The 20841-nt window shown below is 70.1% G+C and carries 19 protein-coding genes; 13 read left to right on the top strand and 6 right to left on the bottom strand.

Features of this window, described 5'->3' with window-relative positions; translation table 11 throughout:
* Positions 1-25: 25 nt before the first annotated feature.
* The 4 genes from FB557_RS05020 to FB557_RS05005 all read left to right on the top strand — a co-directional run bounded on the left by FB557_RS05020 (position 26) and on the right by FB557_RS05005 (position 3416).
* The gene (locus FB557_RS05020) at positions 26-1423 is read left to right on the top strand and encodes a tyrosine-protein kinase domain-containing protein (RefSeq protein WP_144856257.1); all 1398 of its coding nucleotides are present in this window, start codon (positions 26-28) and stop codon (positions 1421-1423) included.
* A gap of 70 nt (positions 1424-1493) precedes the next feature.
* Positions 1494-2081 carry an arsenate reductase/protein-tyrosine-phosphatase family protein gene (locus tag FB557_RS05015; RefSeq protein ID WP_170236199.1) on the top strand — a complete coding sequence of 196 codons (588 nt, stop codon included), beginning with the start codon at positions 1494-1496 and terminating at the stop codon, positions 2079-2081.
* A 277-nt stretch (positions 2082-2358) separates the two neighbouring features.
* The gene (locus FB557_RS14125) at positions 2359-2733 is read left to right on the top strand and encodes a phosphatase PAP2 family protein (RefSeq protein ID WP_170236198.1); all 375 of its coding nucleotides are present in this window, start codon (positions 2359-2361) and stop codon (positions 2731-2733) included.
* A gap of 254 nt (positions 2734-2987) precedes the next feature.
* On the top strand, positions 2988-3416 hold the full coding sequence (locus FB557_RS05005) for an NAD-dependent epimerase/dehydratase family protein (protein ID WP_425462980.1): 429 nt from the start codon (positions 2988-2990) through the stop codon (positions 3414-3416).
* 206 nt (positions 3417-3622) lie between these two features.
* Here the strand turns inward: FB557_RS05005 and FB557_RS05000 are convergent, their stop codons facing one another.
* Positions 3623-4675 carry a glycosyltransferase family 4 protein gene (locus tag FB557_RS05000; protein ID WP_144856253.1) on the bottom strand — a complete coding sequence of 351 codons (1053 nt, stop codon included), beginning with the start codon at positions 4673-4675 and terminating at the stop codon, positions 3623-3625.
* A gap of 63 nt (positions 4676-4738) precedes the next feature.
* On the opposite strand from FB557_RS05000, the gene FB557_RS04995 reads away from it, so the two are divergent.
* From FB557_RS04995 to FB557_RS14870, 4 genes are all read left to right on the top strand, one after another.
* A complete protein-coding gene (locus FB557_RS04995; RefSeq protein WP_170236197.1) occupies positions 4739-5908 on the top strand; it encodes a glycosyltransferase family 4 protein in 1170 nt (389 codons plus the stop codon).
* 104 nt (positions 5909-6012) lie between these two features.
* Positions 6013-6819, top strand: coding sequence for a polysaccharide pyruvyl transferase family protein (locus FB557_RS04990; RefSeq protein ID WP_170236196.1), 807 nt, complete (start codon positions 6013-6015; stop codon positions 6817-6819).
* Entirely contained in the window at positions 6816-8354 is a 1539-nt protein-coding gene (locus FB557_RS04985; protein WP_144856247.1) for a lipopolysaccharide biosynthesis protein, read from the top strand. Before FB557_RS04990 ends, FB557_RS04985 begins: the two co-directional genes overlap by 4 nt.
* 280 nt (positions 8355-8634) lie before the next feature.
* Positions 8635-9324: a polysaccharide pyruvyl transferase family protein gene (locus FB557_RS14870; protein ID WP_425462984.1), complete on the top strand. Its 690-nt coding sequence runs from the start codon at positions 8635-8637 to the stop codon at positions 9322-9324.
* A 25-nt stretch (positions 9325-9349) separates the two neighbouring features.
* On the opposite strand, the gene FB557_RS04975 is transcribed toward FB557_RS14870, so the two are convergent.
* Genes FB557_RS04975 through FB557_RS14865 form a run of 3 tightly spaced genes read right to left on the bottom strand, consistent with a single transcriptional unit; the run spans position 9350 to position 11942 of the window.
* Positions 9350-10282, bottom strand: coding sequence for a glycosyltransferase family protein (locus FB557_RS04975; RefSeq protein WP_144856243.1), 933 nt, complete (start codon positions 10280-10282; stop codon positions 9350-9352).
* Entirely contained in the window at positions 10279-11388 is a 1110-nt protein-coding gene (locus FB557_RS04970; RefSeq protein WP_144856241.1) for a glycosyltransferase, read from the bottom strand. The genes FB557_RS04975 and FB557_RS04970 overlap by 4 nt, the downstream gene beginning before the upstream one ends.
* Positions 11298-11942 (bottom strand): acyltransferase family protein, encoded by a 645-nt coding sequence (locus FB557_RS14865; RefSeq protein WP_425462983.1) that lies wholly within the window; start codon positions 11940-11942, stop codon positions 11298-11300. Before FB557_RS14865 ends, FB557_RS04970 begins: the two co-directional genes overlap by 91 nt.
* 435 nt (positions 11943-12377) lie before the next feature.
* Between FB557_RS14865 and FB557_RS04965 the strand changes: the two genes are divergently transcribed.
* A complete protein-coding gene (locus tag FB557_RS04965) occupies positions 12378-14660 on the top strand; it encodes a glycosyltransferase family 4 protein (RefSeq protein WP_144856239.1) in 2283 nt (760 codons plus the stop codon).
* Positions 14657-15739, top strand: a complete 1083-nt coding sequence (locus tag FB557_RS04960; RefSeq protein ID WP_170236195.1) for an acyltransferase family protein — start codon at positions 14657-14659, stop codon at positions 15737-15739. Before FB557_RS04965 ends, FB557_RS04960 begins: the two co-directional genes overlap by 4 nt.
* Here the strand turns inward: FB557_RS04960 and galK are convergent.
* A complete protein-coding gene (gene galK / locus FB557_RS04955) occupies positions 15697-16851 on the bottom strand; it encodes a galactokinase (protein WP_144856235.1) in 1155 nt (384 codons plus the stop codon). The two genes, FB557_RS04960 and galK, sit on opposite strands and share 43 nt — an antisense overlap.
* A gap of 61 nt (positions 16852-16912) precedes the next feature.
* Between galK and trpS the strand changes: the two genes are divergently transcribed.
* A complete protein-coding gene (gene trpS, locus FB557_RS04950; RefSeq protein ID WP_144856233.1) occupies positions 16913-17935 on the top strand; it encodes a tryptophan--tRNA ligase in 1023 nt (340 codons plus the stop codon).
* Between the two features lie 3 nt (positions 17936-17938).
* The gene (locus tag FB557_RS04945; RefSeq protein ID WP_144856231.1) at positions 17939-18451 is read left to right on the top strand and encodes a 2'-5' RNA ligase family protein; all 513 of its coding nucleotides are present in this window, start codon (positions 17939-17941) and stop codon (positions 18449-18451) included.
* 19 nt (positions 18452-18470) lie between these two features.
* Here FB557_RS04945 and FB557_RS04940 read toward each other — a convergent pair whose 3' ends face one another.
* On the bottom strand, positions 18471-19628 hold the full coding sequence (locus FB557_RS04940) for a glycosyltransferase family 4 protein (RefSeq protein WP_211356495.1): 1158 nt from the start codon (positions 19626-19628) through the stop codon (positions 18471-18473).
* Positions 19629-19749: 121 nt separating this feature from the next.
* Between FB557_RS04940 and FB557_RS04935 the strand changes: the two genes are divergently transcribed.
* Entirely contained in the window at positions 19750-20829 is a 1080-nt protein-coding gene (locus tag FB557_RS04935) for a mannose-1-phosphate guanylyltransferase (protein WP_144856227.1), read from the top strand.
* Positions 20830-20841: the final 12 nt, after the last annotated feature.

Below are 20841 nucleotides of genomic sequence, written 5' to 3'. Positions count from 1 at the left end.
GCCGTGGGGCGATCAGGAGTGAAGCGTGGATCTCAGCGAGTTCTTCGGAGTGTTGCGAGCGCAGTGGCGCATCATCGCGGGGTGTGTGATTCTGGCTGTCTTGTCCGCGGTGACAGTCACCGCTCTGACCACGCCGGTGTACACAGCGCAGGCGCGGGTGTATCTCAGCACCTCCGGACAAGAGGGTGGCGGCCAGGACGCGGGTACCTTCGTGCTCACCGAGGACGACCTCGACACTTATGTCTCGATCCTCGACACGCCGGCTGTCCTCAACCCGATCCGCGAAGAACTGGACTTGCCGAAGGGCCATCCGGTCAACGTGACTGCCGAGGTGACTGGCGCCACCTCGATCCTCAGGATCACTGCGCAAGCGCCTGACCCCCAGGAAGCAGCCGCGGTCGCCAACGAAACGGGCCCACAACTGGGCAAGGTGGCCGGCGAGTTCTCAACGCTGCTGGCTGCTTCGGGACAAAAGGTCGTGTCGACTCCGATCGCTCCGGCGACGCCACCCTCGAGGCCAACCTCGCCCGACCCAGTGCGAAACATGGGTCTTGCGCTCTTGGTAGGCTTGGCTCTCGGTCTCGGGCTGGCGCTGCTGCGCCATGCCCTGGACACCAAGGTCCGCACTGAGGCCGACATCAAGGCGTGGTCCGACAATCCGATGCTCGGAGGACTGCCGATGGTGAAGACCTCCTCCGGCCAGGATTTGCTCAGCGTGGAGACCGAGCCGCACAGCCGGTATGCCGAAGCGATCCGCAGGTTGCGCACCAACTTGATGTTCGTTGATGTGACGACTGGCAAGCACTCCTTCGTGGTCACGTCTGCGATGCCCGGTGAGGGCAAGACGACAACGGCCGCCAACCTGGGGCTCGCCCTCGCTGATTCGGGCACCCGGACCCTACTTGTCGACGCGGACCTGCGAAACCCATCAGTCGCCAAGACGATGGGCCTGGAGGGCGGAGTGGGGCTCACCACCATCTTGCTGGGTGAAACGGATCCGCAGGATGTGATTCAGCGCTGGGGTTCGACAGATCTTTACGTGCTGCCTGCGGGGCAGATCCCGCCCAACCCGAGTGAGCTGCTCGGATCGAAGCCGATGGAGTTACTCATGGCTCGGCTGCTCGACGATTACGACTTCGTGCTCATCGACAGTCCGCCGGTGGTTCCGGTCATTGATGCCGTCATCGTCGAACGTCTCACCGGTGGGCTCTTGATGGTGGTTGGAGTGGATCGGACGAAGAAGAAGGATCTAGCCAACGCGCTGAAGCAGTTGCACACGGTGGGTGCCAACGTGTCTGGATTTGCCCGCAACTTCGTGTCCTCGAAGCAGGGGAGCGAGTACCGGTATGGGTACCACCGCTATGAGGAGGCCGCGGCCAAGGGGACTCGGCGTGCCCGAAAAAAGGCCACCGCTCGGGGGTGACCAGGATTGAGTCGGCGTCGTCAATGTCGTGCGTGAGCGTGAGCAATTTGGGGCGGGAAGGGGAGCGGGGGTGACCTTTCGCGTCTTGTTCATATGCACCGGCAACATCTGTCGTTCTCCGTCTGCGGAACGACTCCTGACCTCAGCCCTTGCGCATCACCGTTCGTCGGGCGAGGTACTCGTTGGCAGCGCCGGCACCAAGCCGGTGCTCGATGCTGCGATCGAGCCGCAGGCTGCACAGCTCCTCAGTGCGGCGGGCGCGGACGTCGCAGGGTTCTCCGCGCGTCGACTGACTCCCTCGCTCCTTGATGAAGCGGACCTAGTGCTCGGGCTGGCGCGGGAGCACCGCAGCTCTGCCGCGCAGATGTGGCCGTCCGCGCTGAGGAGATCCTTCACCCTGCGCGAGTTCGCGCGCCTGGTTTCACGCATCACAACAGCCGAGTTGGCTGCCGTCGTGGGAGACGGCGCTCCGCTCCCGGATCGCCTTCGCGCCATCGCCGAGCTCGCACCTCTTCACCGCGCGCCTGTCGCCCACCCCGACCTCGACGATGTGCCAGACCCGTACGGGCGAGAGGCGGAGGCCTTCGAGGCTGCGCACGTGCAGATCGTTCGAGCCGTCGAAGCGATCGGGGCGGCTCTCGAGCTCAGCCATGCCTGACGCTGGCTTGATGCCCCGCACCGGGGCGGGGCGCCCACCTTGGCTGTGGAGCTTAGTCTGCACTGCAGCCTTTCTCGTTGTGTATGTCACGGCAGTCCGCTGGGGACCGGGTCAGTGGCTTGATGCGAAAGTCTTGGGGTGGGCCCAAGCCCTCGGCGTCGGCCCTGCGGCCACGTGGTTGCCGTTCCTCGCCCGCAGTGTCCTGCCCATCGTGTTGGCCACCCTCGTGTTCCTCGCGAGTGTGGGAGCGATTGGGGAGAGGAGGTGGCTGTCAGTCGTGATCGCAGTGCTGGTCGCTGTGCTTCCGGTGCTGCTGTCCCCCGTGTTGCGCGACCACATCCTTACGCGACCACAGCATGGAGAGGGCTACGGCTACGCGTTCAACACCTTCCCCTCCACCCACGTTGTCGTGGTGGGGTCGCTGATCGCTGCACTCTCGATCGTGCTCGACAGCCATCCAGGGTGGCTTGGTTGGCTGATTATCCCTGCTGTGCTCTTCGTGATGGTAGGTAACGTAGTGGGCCACGCCCATAGGCCAAGTGATGTCATCGGATCGGTGCTGCTGGTGGGGGCGCTGTACGGCCTTTTTGCTCCATGGCTCTCGCGGTCGTCCCGACCGCGGAATGGCCTGCGAGACCGCGATCCCATGTGACATTGTCGGCGCGAGCGCGCCTGCACATTGTGAGCGCGTCACCGTGGGTGCTTTGACATCGCATGGATGACGCCCCGCGCGCCGCCTTGGCTGATGGGGGGGCACGAGCAAACGCCGTGACGGCAACCTCAGGGAACTCGTGGTGGTTCCCCGACCATGAGGCCCGTCCTTGCCATCGAGCGCTGCAAAGTTGAACGGCTCTTTCAGGGCCGGGACGATGGCGGCTTCGGCAGCGCACATGAGCCAGGGATGAATTGCGGACCAAGGCCAAGATCTTGCTGTCGTCGACCTCCGAGGTCTATGGCGACCCGCAGGTGCACCCGCAGACCGAGGACCACTGGGGCAACGTCAATCCCATCGGCATTCGCTCGTGTTACGACGAGGGCAAGCGCTGCGCCGAGAAGCTCTTCTTCGACTACCGCCGCCAGCACAACCTCGCCCTCAAGGTCGCCCGCATCTTCAACACCTACGGCCCACGCATGCAGCCCGACGACGGTCGGGTCGTCTCCAACTTCATCGTGCAGGCACTCGCCGGCGAGCCGCTCACGATCTACGGCGACGGCAGCAAGACCCGCTCCTTCTGCTTCATCGATGACCTCGTCGACGGGCTCATGGGTCTAATGGCCACCCGCACGAGGTCACCGGGCCGATCAACATCGGCAACCCCGTGGAGTTCACGATGATCGAGCTTGCCGAGCAGGTCCTTGAGCTGACCGGCAGCTCCTCACCGATCGAGCACCGTCCGCTCCCGCAGGACGACCCGACCGGTCGCCGGCCGGACATCACCCGGGCGCGCGAGACCCTCGGGTGGGCGCCGACCACGCAACTGCGCGACTGGGCTGGAGCGCACGATCGGCTACTTCGCCGAGCACGCATGGGCCTGAGGGGGCTACCGGTCGGCCACGGCACGCCAGACGGCGGCGTGCCCCGCGAGGCTGCGTTCCCAGGTGAAGCCGTCGGCGCGCGCCCGCCCGCGGGCGGTCATCCGCTCGACCTCGGGGTCTCCCGAGGTGATGTCGAGGACACCTGCGGCGAGCGAGGGGGCATCCGGCCCGACGAGGAGGCCGCCGTCGCCGACGACCTCGGGCAGCGAGCTCGTCGCGGCCGCGACGACGGGTGTGCCCACGGCCATCCCCTCCAGCGCGGGGAAGCCGAAGCCCTCGTAGAGCGAGGGCACGACGACGGCCTCCGCCGCGGCGATGAGGCCGGGGACGAGCTCGGCGTCGACGAGCCCCGCCAGGACGACCTCGGGGAGACCACTAAAGAGCGCCGTCCGCCGCGGGTGCGGGGGGCCGGTGAGGACGAGCGAGAGATCCGGTCGGGCTCGGTGGACGATCGGCCACGCCTCGGCCAGACCAGCGAGGTTCTTGCGCTCGGAGGCGCCACCCGTGGTCAGGACGAAGGGGGGAGTGATCCCCAGCCGTTCGAGCTCGGGCGCGGAAACGGGCTCCGCGTCGAAGAAGCGCCCGTCGACGCCGTTGTGCACGACGTGCGGGGGATCGATGCCGAGGAGGTCGACAGCCTCGCCCGCGCTGAAGGCCGAGACACAGATGACGCCGGCCGCGCGCCGGATCTCTTCCGTCGCCGCCGGGACGGGTGCCGACTCGTCGGGGAACTTCCAGGCCACCACGTCGTGCAGGGTGAGGACGTCGGCGTGCGGAGACGGTGGCAGCTCGAGACTCATCCGGTGGACCACTGCCTCGCGGGGGTAGAGCGCGCGTCCCGCGAGGCGCCGGACCGCGGCGGGAGCAGTGGTGAGCTTCCCGAGGGGCAGGCGGTGCGTCCCCGGCAGAGGTGAGCGAAGGGAGCGGACCACCGTGTCGTCGACCTGCCAGTCCGTGGGTGGCAGGGCGTCGGACGCGCGGCTGATTACCTCGTGCTGGTACACATCGGTGCCGAGCAACGTGTCGGAGGCGATTCGCGCGATGGTGAGGCGTGGCATGGTCACTTCCGACGGTCGGTGGTGGGTGACATGATGGCACGCGCGGGGGACGAAAGGGACTGCATGACAGGCACGCAGGGGCGGGTCAGGGTGGCGCTCGTCGCGTCGTCCTTCCACCCGCACACCGGCGGGGTCGAGCAGCACGTGCGCCAGGTCGCGACCGAGCTGTCCCGCGCCGGGGTGGACGTGGAGGTGTGGACCGTCGATCGGGGCGAGGGGCTCGGTGAGCAGGACGTCGACGGGGTCCGCGTGCGCTACCTCCCCACGCCCCTGCCGGCGCGGAGCGCCGCGGCGCTGGGGCGCCTGCTCCGCGCGGCGCCCCGGGCGGCGGCCGCGTGGCGCCGGGCCCACCGTGAGTTCCGCCCGGACGTCCTGCACGTGCAGTGCTTCGGTCCCAACGGACTGTATGCGCTCGCCCTAAACCATCTGACGCGGACGCCCCTCGTAGTGACCTCCCACGGCGAGACCGTCGCGGACGACTACGGGGCCTTCGACCGGTCCGCCTTGCTGCGTGCCGGCCTGCGTCACGCCATCTCGCGGACGAGAGTGGTGACGGCACCGTCGGAGCTCGTGCTCGAGGACCTGCGCTCGCGGTTCGGCCTTCACGGGGGAGTGGTGGTGCCCAACGGAGTCCACCTCGATGCGCCGGTGGGTGATCCTCCGGCACTGCCGCCCGGGCCGGTCGTCCTCGCCGTGGGCCGCCTCGAGCGGATGAAGGGTTTCGACCTCCTGCTGGATGCGGTCGCGGCTCTGGACGACCCGCGTGTACAGGTGGCCATCGGTGGTGACGGGTCTCAGCGTGAAGCCCTGAAGGACCAGGCGGCCCGGCTCGGGCTGTCGGAGCGGGTTCACCTGCTCGGGCGCCTGTCCGACCGCGATGTCGCCGGAGCGATGCGCGCCGCAGACGTCGTCGTCGTGCCGAGCCGGTGGGAGGCCTTCGGGATCGTCGCCCTCGAGGCCTGGCGGGCCGGTACGCCGCTGGTGGCGTCGGTGCACGGAGGCATGCCGGAGTTCATCAGGGACGGTGTAGACGGCCTCGTCGTCGACCCGGTGGACCCCGAGGCCTTGGCTTCCGCCATTCGCGGCCTGCTCGAGGCCCCCATCACCGCTGCTGACCTTGCTGCTGCAGGCTCCGAGCGCGTGCGCCACTACTCGTGGGGGTCGGTGGCTGGCCGCTACGCGACCATCCATGCAGGCGCCGGTGCAGGTGCGACGGCGGGTGTGGGGGCATGAGTGCGCGGGAGCGCGTCGACAGTCGTTGGCCCTACGACAGTCCGTCCCGCCGGCGCGCTCGAGCAGCCCGGAGGCTCGTCGACGCGACGGCGCGGTCCCGATCGGTGAGTCCACGCATCCTGCCGGCCTACTGGTGGGACGGTCATCCCAACTTCGGTGACGCGCTGACGCCATGGATCCTCGCCCGCTACGGGATTGCCGCGGTCCACACGTCACCTCGGGTCGCACGGATGTCCGGGGTGGGCAGTATCGTCGAGCAGCTCCCCGCGACGTTCAACGGTGTCATCTGGGGGTCCGGGCTTCTGCGGGGTGAACCTGTTGATCTGCCCCAGGCCCGTGTTCTCGCTGTGCGTGGCCCGCTCACCAAGGCGGCTCTGGGCGTGGCGGACGACGTGGCGCTGGGCGATCCCGGGATCCTCGTGGCACGTCATGCAACTCGCCGGAGGGCGAGATGGGGGCTCGGCATCGTCCCGCACGGATTCCACCGCCGGGACGAAGCGCTGCGCGATGTGAGCACGTCGCGGGGGGTCACTGTGGTGGATGTCGCTCGAGGCCCGGGGGCGGTCATCGGGCACATTGCTGAGTGCTCCGCGATTCTCTCCACGTCATTGCACGGCTTGATCATCGCCGACGGCCTGGGCATTCCTGCTGCGTGGGCCCAGAGGCGCCCAGCCCTCTGGGGCGGCGACTTCAAGTTCCGGGACTACGAGGCGGTCATGACCCCCGGGCGAACCCGGGAGATTCACCTGACTCAAGGGACGGGTGTCCGAGACATAGAGTTGGGCGTGGCCGGACCGGATGGCGATGCACGCGAGGAAGCGATCCGTTCGCTCGAGGAGACGATCCCGCTCCTGCCCACCACCACGGAACGAGTGTGGAGATCCTTCGCACTGAGAGGAGTTCCGGAATGACGGGCCAGCCGTCGCTCAGTCGCGAAGAGTTCCAGTCCCGCGCCGTCCACGGCATCAGGTGGACGCTCGTGCACACCGTCGTCGCCATTATCATCGGTTTCGGGGTCAACATCGTCATGGCGAGAGTCCTCGGTGTCAGCGAGTACGGGCGGCTTGCCTATCTAACCTTGATGATCACGACCGCGGGGCAAGCCGCTGAGCTGGGGCTGGCCGGTGGTGTGGTCCAGTTCGGCACCAAGCGGCATGCCCGAGGGGACCACGCCGACGTGGCCGAACTCCTTCGCAAGTCCTTGGGCTTTCGACTCCTGACCTTCGCCCCGGCGGTCACCTGCATGATTCTGGCAATTGTGCAACTGGACCCGCTCGTCCTCGCTGTTGCGATCCTGTTGGGCGTGTGGGTCAAGTCCTTCTTGGGTGGGGCTACGCTCAGCCTCTCGATCGAGAACAAGACTCATCGGGCGGCCCAGAACGCCCTTGTCGTCAACGTCCTGACCCAATCGGCGGTCCTAGCGGCGGTGCTGCTTGCCGGCCGGGCGGATGCCGTCTGGGCGACGCAGGTGATCATGGCGACTGTTGGGGTCACGCTCGCGCTGAGGTTCGTCGACCCCCACTACCGGCGAGCTCTGATACGCCCCAAGCTCCCGCGACGGATGCCCGCGGGGTTCTGGCGCTATGCGCTGCCCGCTGGGGCAGCTGCCATCATCGGCAACCTCCTCATATCCAGGACTGAGGTGCTTTTCCTCACCTGGTGGGACATGACGGTGGCGGCCGGGCTGTTCGCAGCCGCTTTTGGCATGGCCAACCACGTTTTCAGCCCAGCAATGGCGTTGGTGGGCCCGCTGATCCCAGCGGTCTCGGGGCTGCGGGAGGTGGATGCCGCTTCCGTCGGCGCCGCCCTGCGCAGGGTCGTGCGGACGAGCTCGACCGCTGTCGGGGCGCTGGTAGCGACGGCCATCGCACCGATCGCCCTCCTCCTCCCCGTGATCTATGGAGAGGACTACTCGCGGGCCGCGCCGGCCTTCGTCGCCCTGGGCCTCGGAGCTGGGGCTGCGACGGTCGGCGGCCCGCTGTCCGCCTTCCTTCAGGCCCGTTTAGGGGGAGGGCGTCTCCTGCGGATCAACACCACGTCGCTGGTCGTCAATGTCGTGGCCATTGTGACCCTTCTGCCGCTGATCGGGCTGTGGGGCGCCGTCATCGCGAACCTCTGTGGCTCGTTCACCCGCGTCTCCCTGCTGTTCATCGGTGAGGTCAGGGATACTGCAGTAGGCCTTCCGGGGGGCCTACACGACGTGCTTCCTTTGGCTGCCGGTGCCTTGTCCGCGCTCGTGGCCTTCGGGGTGGGGTCCGTTCTCCCATGGGCGGCATGGATAGGGGCCCCGGCTGCTGGTCTCGCGGGCCTGGCGTCGTATGCAATAGGGCTCGTGGTGACTCGCGCCGGTTTGGAACCCAGCGACGCTGCGGTGGTAGCGACGATGGCGCCGGGGCGACTGCGCGGGCCCCTCGCCTTGGGGCTCCGGGTGATCACCCGTGGCTGAGTTGGACTACGCCGCCCCGGCTCGTCGGCGCGCTCGCGTGGTAGGCCGCTATCTTCGCTATGCGGGTCATCCTGGACTGCTCCCGCGGGGCTACTACGTCCCCACCTACTGGTGGGACCAGCAGCGCAACTTCGGTGATCAATTAACTCCCGCCCTTCTCCCGTCCTTGGGCGTCGCGCCGGTGCATGTGCAGCCTAGGTACGCCGCTCTCGTCGGGGTGGGCAGTGTGATCGAGCACTTGCCTCCCGACTACCGAGGAACGTTGTGGGGGGGCGGCTTGATGTTCGACCACCGACTCCAACTCCCAGACGCCACGTTCGCCGCAGTCCGTGGCCTGCTGAGTGCTGAGCGACTGGGACTGTCCTCCACCGTCGCCACCGGTGACCCTGGCCTGTTGCTGCGCTCGCGTGCGTGTGTGGGGAATGAGCGTCGGTACACGACGCTCATCCCGCACTACCGACACCGGACTGACGACCTGTGGGGGAGATTGCGCGGGGCCTTCGGCCCGCGGACGCAGCAGATTGACGTCCGCAGCCGGCCCGGTGTGGTCGCGGCGCGGGTTGCTGAGTCTTTGGTGGTGATTACCAGTTCCCTTCATGGGCTCATCACCGCGGACGCGCACGGAGTCCCCGCCGTGTGGACCCTGCCTCGACCGTGGGGCGACGGTGGCGCCTACAAGTTCCTCGATTACGAGTCGAACTTTGGACGCACCTGGGAGCGTCAGGTACCCACGTCCGCACCCGCACGTGCCTTTGTCGACAGAGCCGCCGTGAGCGATCCGCGTCGGGTCGACGAACTTCGTGACGGGTTGGTGGATGCCATGCGTGCGGCCTTGGCGAACCCTGGCTGGAAGCCATACCGGCAATCTCCGATCGTCGCGGTCAAGGCTCGATGGCCCCGTTCAGAGTTCGGCTCCGAGGGCAACCAGTGGCCCTCAGCGCCCACCGAGGTCAGACCTCGTGGCGAATGACCGCGCCGACTGGGCCGCGCGCCCCTCAGCGACTGGACCATCGATCCATGCCGCGTAGCGCCCGACGAGCGAGGGAGGCCCACCGGGACTCGGCCGTTCTTCGATGGGCATGAGAGCCCAGTTTGGATCGGAGCGGCATGGGCTGTTCCAGCGCGAGGGTCAGACCGATGGCCAGCTGCCGGGCGTAGTACTGGTGGTCGTGGATGGGCCCGGCGAGCAACTCACGCAGCTTGGGGTTGTCCTCGGGTACGCGGACGTCTGTCCCGCAGGCACGGGCTTCGAGTACCGAGCGTTCCCCTCCCCCGTGGAGGGTGCACGCCACAACGACGGTCGTGGCGCGCGCGTAGTACTCGGCCAACTCGTGGTATGGCACGAAGTCCAGTACGTCGATGCCACCGTTGACGAGATCACGGATCGTCCGCTCAGGAACACCGCGCAGATCCCCGACCAGGACACGTCGTCCGGTCAGCGATAGGAGTTCATCGGGTCTCTTGTAGAAGGCGGGCTGCCCGACCATCAGCCAGTCGATGTCCTTCGGGACCTCACGTCTAGGGCGCATGATGGTGGTGTCGACGCCGAACGCATGGATGACGTTGGGGTGTCGGGCCACGAATGGGAGGTACCAGTCCGTCTCGTGGAACAGAACGTCGAAGCGACCCAAGTCCCCACGCCGAGGTGGTCCGGTGCCGGAGATCATGAGGCACGTTGGGACGCTCGGAAAATGGGCCAGAACAGGACGTGACCATGCATCAGGAGCCCCACCGAAGGAGCTCTTGACGAGGACAACGTCCGTCGCGGCGACCGCACGCTCCAGCATCTGCGGTGTGGCGGACAGGGCGTTGATCCACTCGATGTCGTGGAGGTCGGACAGGACCTCGACAGCGGCGGTGAACCCGTCGTGCCACATGTCGAACTTGCGTGACCCGGGTGGGACGCCGTAGACGATCGTCACCCTCATGGCGCGAGGGTGCGGGGTGGTCCCGCTGCTTCGTCGCCGGGTTCGGGCCCACATCTGCGATGGGTCACCCAACGCTCGAGTCCGACGAGCGCTGCGGACCATGAGAGATCGTCGAGCTGGGCTTGTCGTTCGTCCGGGGCGAGGACCGCCGGCACGAGCGACTCATCCAGCCATGTGGTGAGGGTGCTGATCCATACCGAGACGTCGTCACTGATCACAGGTAGGTCGCGATGGCCCGGAGCGCCCTGCTCTGTGGTGATGACCGGGGCACCGACCGCCAGCGCCTCGGCGTACTTCACCGGGGAACCGACGGACTCGGGGAGCGGGATCGCGAGTGCCCAGGCGTCCGAGAGGAAGCCCTGCAGGTCGTCCACTCGGCCGTGGGCCACGAGCCCAGGGGTCGAGGCCACCTCGGGATCGACGCCGGAGCCTGCGACCTCGCACCGGGCTCCCGTGGCGGCGTGGACGTGCGGCCACACCTCTCTCGCGAACCAGGACAGGCCCGCGGTGTTGGGCGCCCACGACCAGTTGCCGAAGAGCTTGACGACCGGCGTGGCAGCGGGGAGGGGGTCCACCGGCCACTCCGCCGGGTCGATGCCATTCTCGACCACGAGCACGGGTGCCGGTCCCCCGGGCACGGCGCCGGCTTCGCGGCCCGAGGTCACGGTGACGAGATCTGCCGACTCCCGGATGCGCCGCTCGAGGTCGCGCCACCGATCGTCCTCGGCCGTGCTGCGGGACCAGCGACTGAAGACGTTGTGCAGGTCAACCACCGTGGGGACTCCCTCGGGCAGGGCCCAGGCGAAACGCTCCCAGCTCTCGCCGTGGGCGACCACGACGACATCCCCCCAATGCGCCAGACGCCGTTGCACCGCCTGCCGACGCCACGGAAGGGGGACGCGCCCCCGTGCCTCGAGCCGGGGGACACGGTGGACGTCGGCGGCGACGTCGCGGACCGAGGTGTCGTCCTGGGGGCCCGAGAGCGTGACGACGCGCACCTCGTGACCCGCTCGCGTCAGAGCCTCGATCTGGAAGAACTGCCGCCGCTGTCCCCCCTGCCCGAAGCGGTCAGGGGTCTCGTTGCTGACCCAGTGCACGTCCACCACGGGTGCAGCATTCCACGGTCGTGGCCGACACCCCGGGTCACGCGGGCTGGCGGGCGACCGGATGACGGCGACGATCGGGGCGAGGTACTCCCTTCGCCCACCGGATGCACGGCTGCTCCACGGCGAGGAAGAGGAGCTGGCCGAAGGCCATCACCGTGATCAGCCCGATCGTCCACAGGAGGGTCAGTCCACAGGAGGGTCAGCTTCCCAGGGCCGTCGGCCACGCCTAGCGCTTTGTTCAGGAACTCGCTGACGTACCAAGCGACTGGCTGGTGGACGAGGAACATGCTGTAGGCGCGGTAGCCGAGCCATGAGACGGGGCGCCAGGCGAAGACCCGCTCGACGGGGGCGAAGGTCACGGCCGCGACGATGAGGGCGCCGAAGGTCAGTCCCAGCGCGGTCTCGCGCACCGCGAGCCACGACGGCCAGACCTGCGTCGCGAGGAGGTAGCCCCCGAGCGCAGTCACGAGCACCGCCGGCCCCAGGTGCCGGGGTCGGCGCTCGCGCCACCGGAACATCAGCACGGCCGCGCCCGCCCCGGCGAGGAACTCCATGAACCGACCGACGGCGGTGGCCGCGACGAGGAAGTCCACGGGGAAGTCGGCTCAGGAGGCCCCCGACCGTGGGGACCGGCTGCCACGAGGCCTCCAGCCCGACGGCCCGTACGATCACGACGAGGGTCTGGGGGAGCAGGACGGCCAGGACGAGTCCCGCGTAGTACGGCAGGACGATGCGGCGGAGCCGACGGCACAGGTAGGGCCGCGACCGGAAGGCTCCGGCGCGGGAGGGGTCTCGGGCGAAGGGGAGGAAGGCGAGCGCGCGCAGCCCATCCACGGAGTCGATCCGCCCCGGTCGCTCTGCCACCTTCTCCCCTGTGGTCACGGGAGGATCGTGGCAGATCTGCCACCGGGTGCGTGCAGGCAGTTGCCACTGCTGTCCCCGGACCGGTCTACGCTGCCCGGGACGGCCGAGAACGATCTGGGGGAGAGATGGACCGACCGGTGCGCGTGGCGATCCTCGACCACACGGCACAGCTCGGCGGGGTCGAGCTGGCGCTCGTGCGCCTCATGGACACCCTCGCCGAGCGTGACGACGTCGACGCGAGAGTCATCCTGTTCGCCGACGGCCCCTTGGTCGGTCGGTTGCGCGAGCGCGGGCATGCGGTCGAGGTGCTGCCCCTCGACGAGGGCATCGGCACGACCACTCGTGAGCAGGCAGCGGGGTTGCGCACGGCGGCGCGCTCCGCGGTGGGGGCCGCCCCCTTCGTCCGACGTCTGGCCCGACGGCTGCGTGAGCTCGACGTCGACGTCGTCCACACGACGACGCTCAAGGCGGACGTCCTCGGCGTGCCAGCGGCCCGCCTGGCCCGCCGGCCGCTGGTGTGGCACGTGCACGACCGCATCGCCCCCGACTACCTGCCGGGTCCGCTGGTGCGCCTCATGCGCCACGTGGCGACGTGGGGCCCGCAGCGGGTCGTCGCCAACTCCCGCGCCACGGGCGCGACCCTGCCGGGGGTCGAGGTCACCGTCGCCCACCCCGGCCTCGTGCCGGCGCAGATCCGCCCCGAGCCGCGCCCCCGACCTGCCGACCCGGTCGTCGGGCTCCTCGGGCGCATCAGCCCGACCAAGGGTCAGCTCGAGCTCGTCCGCGCCGCCGCGCAGGTCGTGCGCCGTCATCCGGAGGTGACCTTCCGCATCATCGGTTCGCCGATGTTCGGTCACGAGAAGTACGAAGGGGAGATCCGTCGCGAGATCGAGCGGCTTGGTTTGGGCGGGCGAGTCGAGCTCGTCGGCTTCACCGATGACCCGGTCGCCGAGCTCGATGCCATGACCGTCGCCGTGCACGCGTCGCCGGTGCCCGAGCCCTACGGCCAGGTCGTCGCCGAGGCGATGGCCCGCGGCGTGCCCGTCGTGGGCACCGACGCCGGAGGAGTGCCCGAGATCGTCACCGGTGGCCCGGCGCCCGTCGGCTGGCTCGTCCCGCCGGGCGACGTCGACGCCCTGGCCGCCGCCATCACCTCAGCCCTTGACGACCCCGACGAGGCCGAGCGCCGCGGCGCCTCGGGCTGGAAGCGGGCGCGCACCGACCTCGGCATCGGCCCGATCACCGACACCATCGTGGGCGTGTGGCGCGAGGTGGCCGGCCTGCTGGGCACGAGCACGCACCCGCGCCCCCGCGTGGCGATCGCCCACGACTACCTCACCCAGCGTGGAGGCGCGGAGCGAGTCGTCCTGGCGATGCTCGAGGCCTTCCCCGACACGACCGTCCACACGACGCTCTACGACCCCGAGGGCACCTTCCCCGAGTTCCGCGACGTCGACATCCGGGTCAGCCCGCTCAACCGCGTCGGCCCGCTGCGACGCCACCACCGCGCGGCGCTGCCCTTCCTCCCCTTCGCCTCGAGCGCACTGCGCATCGACGCCGACCTCGTGATCGCGAGCAGCAGCGGCTGGGCCCACGGGTTCCCCACGACCGGCCAGACCCTCGTCTACTGCCACGCGCCCGCGCGGTGGCTCTACCAGAGCGAGCGCTACCTCGGCGGCGACCCGCGGCGCTCGCCGACCGGGCTGGCGCTGCTGGCGCTGCGGACCCCCCTTCGCCGCTGGGACCGCAGGGCCGCCGCCCGCAGCGACGCCTACCTCGCCAACTCGCACGTCGTCGCAGAGCGCATCCACGACGCCTACGGCATCGACGCCGAGGTGCTCGCTCCCCCCTTCGCGGTGGACACGACGGGGCCGGAGGAGCCGGTGCCGGAGGTCGCCGACTGGCGCGACCACCACCTCGTCGTCTCCCGGCTGCTGCCGTACAAGAACGTCGACCGCATCATCGAGGCCTTCCGCGACCTGCCCGAGCGGCTCCTCGTCGTCGGTGCCGGGCCGATGCTCGAGCAGCTGCGCGCGGCTGCCCCCGACAACGTCGCGGTCGTCACCGACCTCACCGACGCGCAGATGCGGTGGGCCTACGCCCACTGCCGGGCGCTCGTCGCGGCCAGCCACGAGGACTTCGGGCTGACGCCGCTCGAGGCCGGCGCCTTCGGCAAGCCGACCCTCGCCCTGCGTGCCGGCGGCTACCTCGACACGGTCCGCGAGGGAGTCACCGGGGCATTCTTCGAGGCGCCCACAGCCGGAGCTATCCGGGCCACGGTCGTGGCCAATTGCACCCGGGACTGGGACCCCCAGGCCATCCGATCCCACGTCGACAACTTCTCGCTCGACCGATTCGTCGAGCGGCTCCGCGATGCCGCCCAACGGCTCCTGACGGAGACCACGTGACCCACTCCCGCGACCGGACCGTCGACGTCGCCAAGGGCATCACCATCGTCCTGATCGTGCTCAGTCACGCCATCGTCGGCGTCTGGCACGAGCACGCCGTGCAGGACGAGGCACGCGGTCCGCTCATGCCGGCGCTCTACCTGGTGCACATCGTCGTCTTTGCCTTCCTCGCCGGTCTCTTCGTCCAGCGGGGGGTCGAGAGGTCCGGTGCTGTCTCCTACCTGACCTCTCGAGCAGCGCTCTTCGCGTGGCTCTACCTGCTGTGGACCGTGCTGCAGCGCGGTGCGCGTGTCCTGGGCGGCCCGTTCTCCGAGAACCAGGCATCTGCGACGGAGCTGCTCCGGCTGTGGCGGCCGGAGGCACAGCTGTGGTTCCTGCCGTGGTTGCTTGCCGCGACCGCGCTCGTCGTCGTGGTGCGGCCGTGGATGTCCCCGGGTCGGGGCTGGGGGTTGCTCGTGGTCAGCTCCGTCCTGGCCCTGCTCGTCTGGGGGTGGGAGCCCAACGTTTTCGTCCTGCAGGGGCTGGCGATCACCCCGTTCTTCGTCGCGGGCAGCCTGGTCCGGGGCGACCGTCTGTCGCGCCTGGCGGCATCGTCCCGTGCCCCTGCCCTGGTGCTCGCCCTGGCCGGGTCGGCAGCGGTCTACGCGCTCGTGATCGTGGTCGCGCACTTCGCGATGCCGACCGCCAAGAGCCCGGACCGCTCGCTCGTGCCCGTCCTGTGGGGAGCGCTCGGGTCGGTCAGCGGGCTGGTGCTCGTCCTGGCCGGCAGCGCGCTGCTGGCGCGGGCGCGAGGGGTTGAGCCGCTGGGGGCGCTGGGACGCCGCAGCATGGAGATCTACCTCGCGCACATCCTCGTCCTCTCGCTGGCACGAGCGGGCCTGGTACGCCTGGGCGTCGACGACGGGCTCATCCACCTGGTCCTCGGCACGACCGCTGGGGTGCTCGTGCCGGTAGCGATCTGGTGGGCCGCCCGGCGGTTGCGTCTCGGCTGGTTGTTCGTCCTGCCGAAGGGGGCGCAGCGTCGCCTCTCGGCGTCTCAGGCCTCGCGTGCGGCCGGCCCGGAGGGCCGCACCGCATAGCTGACGGGGGACTCCCACCCCTTCGCCGCGAACGCCTGCCGCACGCGCCGCTCGACCGACGCCGCCAGATGGTCTGGCACCAGGGCGACCGTCGAGCCGCCGAACCCGCCGCCGGTCATCCGGGCTCCCAGCGCCCCGGCCTCGACGGCCGCCTCTACGGCGACGTCGAGCTGGGGCACGGTCACCTCGAAGTCGTCGCGCAACGACTCGTGCCCCTCGACCAGCAGCCTGCCGACGGTGGTCAGGTCGCCCCTGGCGAGCGCGTCAACCACGCCGTGGACCCGCGCGTTCTCGGTCACGACGTGGCGGGCTCGAGCGGCGGCCACCTCGTCCAGCCGCGGCAGCAGCCGCGGCAGGTCGTCGACCTCGAGCTCGGCGAGGTTACCGACACCCGCTGCCTCGGCCGCGCGCTCGCAGTCACGCCGGCGGGCGGCGTACTGGCCGTCGACCAGGGCGTGCGGGGCACGGGTGTCGGTGACGAGCACGACGTGACCGTCGAGGTGGGCAGGGACCTGCTCGGCCGTGCCGCGGGCGAAGTCCAGCAGCAGGAGGTGATCGGCGCGCGCCCGCAGGGAGACCGCCTGGTCCATCCCCCCGGTCGCCGCCCCGGCGACCTCGTTCTCCGCCCGCACGCACGCGGCAGCCAGCGCCGCCCTCCCTTCGTCCGTCTCGAGCAAACCCAGGCCGAAGAGGTCGCTCGCCGCCGCGGCGACGGCGCACTCCAGGGCCGCCGAGCTGGACAGGCCCGCCCCGACCGGCACCCGCGACTCGACGGCCAGCTCCATCCCACCGACCGGGTGGCCCTCCTCCCGCAGCGCCCAGAGGACGCCCGCGACGTAGGCCGCCCACCCCTTCGGGCGGCCCGGCCCGACCTTGCCCAGGTCGACCGTGAGCACCCGGCCGAACCCTCGAGAGGACATCACCACCAGGTCGTCGTCCCGGCGCGCGGCGGCCGCCCGGGTGCGGTGGGGAAGTGCCATGGGCAGGGACAGCCCCTGGTTGTAGTCGGTGTGCTCGCCGATGAGGTTGACCCGCCCAGGCGCCGACCACACCCCTTCGCAGGTCCCGCCGGTGCGGGCCCGAAGAGTCTCGCGGATCTCGTCGACGTCCATCCCGGCACCGTACCGACGCCGCGCACCAGGCCGGTCAGGGTGCGGCCGACCGTTTGCGACAATGACACCCATGGCCCCGACCGCGAAGCCACGCATCCTCTCCGGCATGCAGCCCACCAGCGACAGCCTGCACCTCGGCAACTACCTCGGGGCGCTGGTCAACTGGCGCACCCTGCAGGCCGACTTCGACGCCTACTTCTTCGTGGCCGACCTGCACAGCCTCACCGTCGCGACCGACCCGGAGGTCATCCGCCGGCGCACCCGCCTCACCGCCGCCCAGTTCATCGCTGCGGGGATCGACCCCGAGCGCAGCGCCGTCTTCTGCCAGAGCCACATCCGCGAGACCACCGAGGTGGCCTGGGTGCTGGGCTGCCAGGCCGCCGTCGGCGAGATGAACCGGATGACCCAGTTCAAGGACAAGACCAGCAAGGGCCAGAGCGCCAACGTCGGCCTCTTCACCTACCCCGTGCTCATGGCCAGCGACATCCTGCTCTACAACCCGCAGTACGTGCCGGTCGGGGACGACCAGCGCCAGCACCTGGAGATCACCCGTGACCTCGCGCTGCGCTTCAACGCCCGCTTCGGCGAGGTCTTCGAGGTGCCCGAGGGCTACATCCCCAAGGAGTCCGCGCGGATCATGGATCTGCAGGACCCTACGAGCAAGATGAGCAAGAGCTCGAGCTCGCCCAAGGGGCTCCTCGACATCATGGACGATCCCGCTCGGCTGGCGAAGAAGGTGCGCTCCGCCGTCACCGACACCGAGGCGGAGATCCGCTACGACGTGGAGCGCAAGCCTGGGGTGTCCAACCTGCTCGTCATGGCCTCCGTCCTTGGCGACACCCCGATCGCGACGCTGGAGCAGCAGTACTCCGGCCGGGGCTACGGCGACCTGAAGAAGGACGTCGCCGAGCTGGTGGTCGAGACCGTCACTCCCTTCCGGCAGCGGATCGACGAGCTGCTGGACGACCCCGCAGAGCTCGACGGCATCCTGGCCCGGGGTGCCGAGCGAGCCGGTGAGGTCGCCTTGGCGACCCGCGACGCGGTCTTCGACGCGGTCGGGCTGCTCCCGGCGGGGAGCCGCTGAGACATGGCGGTGTACGGCGTCGCGGTCGCGGTCCCGGACCCGTGGGCCGAAGAGCTGCAGACCTGGCGGGAGCGGGTCGGTGACCCGCTCGCCCGGGCGATCCCACCGCACGTCACCCTGCTGCCCCCTACCGAGATCGAGGACGACGCTCTCCCTCGCTACACCGAGTACCTCCGGGCGGTCGGTGCCGGGCATGCGGCGTTCCCGATGCACCTGCGCGGGTCGGGCACCTTCCGGCCGGTCAGCCCGGTGGTGTTCGTCCAGGTCGCCCAGGGCATCCCCGGGTGCGAGCAGCTCGAGCGCGCAGTGCGTTCCGGACCCGTCGAGCGGGCCCTTGAGTTCCCGTACCACCCGCACGTCACCGTCGCGCACCACATCGACGAGGCAGCCCTCGACCGGGCCTTCGACGGCCTGGGCGCCTTCGAGGCGCGCTTCGAGGTCACGCAGTTCTCCCTCTACGCCCACGGAGCGGACGAGGTCTGGCGGCCGATCCAGGACTTCACGCTGCGCGGCTGACCCCACGCCGACCGGCCCGTCAGGCGACCCGGCCGGCGATCACCCCTTCGTAGTGGGTGACGAGCTGGGCGGTCAGGGCGGCCCACGACCGGCCGGCGACCCGCTCCGCGCCCGCCCGTGCCATCCGCTCCCGCAGCGCCGGCGACTCGGCAAGCTGGGCGACGGCGGCCCGGAGCGCCCCCGGACGCGCCGGGTCGTAGTGCAGCCCTGTGACGCCGTGGTCCACCAGATCCAGGGGGCCCCCGGCGCAGGGGGCGACGACCGGCATCCCGGTGGCGGCGGCCTCCTGCAGGGTCTGCCCGAAGGTCTCCTTGGTGCCGGTGTGCACGAAGACGTCGAAGGCGGCGTATGCACGCGCAAGGGCGTGCCCCGTGCGCGAGCCGAGGAAGGCCGGCGGGAGGTTGGGCCGACGCCCGCTGGTCGCCACGGCCTCGGTGAGGAGCGCGCCGAGCTCGTTGCGGCTCGGTCCCTCTCCTACGAGCACCAGCCGGGTGCCCGGCAGACTGGCCAGCTCGACGAGCCGGTGCAGCTCCTTCTCCGGCGCCAGGCGACCGACATACCCGAGGATCACCTCGCCGCGGGGGGCCAACGCCTCGCGCAGCGCAAGGGTGCCCTCCTCCTCGCGCCACGACGGGGAGAACAGGCGGGTATCCACGCCGCGGCCCCAAAGGCCCGTGCGGGGGACGCCGTGCCGGCGCAGCTCCTCGAGGGTGGGTTGAGACGGGGCGAGGGTGAGGTCGGCGCGCTCGTGCAGGCGCCGGATCCACCGCCAGGTCAGTGCGCCCGCCCCGCGCCCGACGGCGCCCGGCCCGTGCTGCTGGACGTAGCTCGGCATGTCGGTCTGGTAGATCGCGACCGTCGGGACGTCGCGCGAGAGCGCCTCGCGCACCCCACATGCCCCGACGAGGAAGGGTGAGGCGAGGTGCACGACGTCCGGGCGGAAGTCGTGCAGAGCCCGGCTGAGCTCGCGCGTCGGCAGCCCTGCCCGGAAGCCGCGCACGGTGACCCCGGGCAGTGAGCGGACCGGGTGGCCGACGTAGGACGCGGGCGCAGGGCCCGGGGCGATGATCATCGCCTCGTGCCCCTGCTCGCCGAGCTCCTCGGTGACTCGGCAGACGCTCGTGGTGACGCCGTTGAGGCTGGGCAGGAACGACTCGGTGGCAATCGCGACTCGCACGACTCCCACGCTCCAGCCACCGGGCTGACCGGCGGTGACGAAGGGGGTGGTGTCGGGTGACCAGTCGGTGACACCTTGTCGACGCCCGGGTCGGGCGGATCGGGCGGTACCGTCGGTCCCCATGAGCGAGATCGAAGGGTTCTGGGCGGTCGTTCCGGCCGGGGGATCGGGGACCCGGCTGTGGCCGGTGTCGCGGGCCACGTCGCCGAAGTTCCTCCATGACCTCACCGGGTCCGGGCGCACCCTGATCCAGGCCACCGTCGACCGCCTTCGCCCCCTGGCAGGCCAACGCGTCCTTGTCGTGACCGGTGCCCGGCACGTCGACGCCGTCGCTCGCCAGGTGCCGGAGCTCGACTCCGACCACGTCCTCGCCGAGCCCTCACCTCGTGACTCCATGGCCGCCATCGCCTGGGCGGCCGCCGTCCTCGAGGCACGGGACGCGGACGCTGTGCTGGGCTCCTTCGCCGCCGATCACGTCATCGACGGGGAGGCCGAGTTCCGCGCTGCGGTGACCGAGGCGGTCGCCGTCGCCCGCGAGGACTACCTCGTGACCATCGGGATCGAGCCGACCCACCCGTCGACCGGCTTCGGCTATATCCAGGCGGGTCGCCAGTTGCCCGGCTTCGCGACCGCCTGCCGGGCCCGCCAGTTCGTGGAGAAGCCGGATGCCGAGCGTGCCGCCACCTATCTCGCGACCGGTGAGTTCCGGTGGAACGCCGGGATGTTCGTGGTCCGCGCGCGCGTGCTGCTCGACCTGCTCCAGCGGTGGCACCCCGAGCTGGCGGCCGGCGCGCGGGCACTGGCGGCCGCGCCGGACCGCCGCGACGAGATCTGGCCGACCCTGGAGAAGATCGCGATCGACCACGCGGTCGCCGAGCCGGCGGCCGACGAGGGGCTGGTCGCGGTCGTGCCCGGCAGCTTCGGGTGGGACGACATCGGCGACTTCCGCTCGCTCGCCGAGCTGCTCCCGGGGGACGCCTCGAACGGGGTCACGACGGTGGGGCCAGGACAGGTCGAGACGGTCGACTCGACGGGCCTGGTGCTCACCGCGTCGGACCGCACCATCGCACTCGTCGGGGTCGAGGACGTCGTGGTCGTCGAGACCCACGACGCCATCCTCGTGACGACCACGGATCGCGCCCAGGACGTGAAGAAGATCGTCCAGCGCCTGGGGGACCGGGGCCGGGACGCGCTGCTGTGAGGCGGTCAGCGG

Source organism: Marihabitans asiaticum (assembly GCF_007828725.1).
GTDB classification, from domain to species: domain Bacteria; phylum Actinomycetota; class Actinomycetes; order Actinomycetales; family Dermatophilaceae; genus Marihabitans; species Marihabitans asiaticum.
This window is presented reverse-complemented; position numbering and strand designations above follow the sequence as displayed.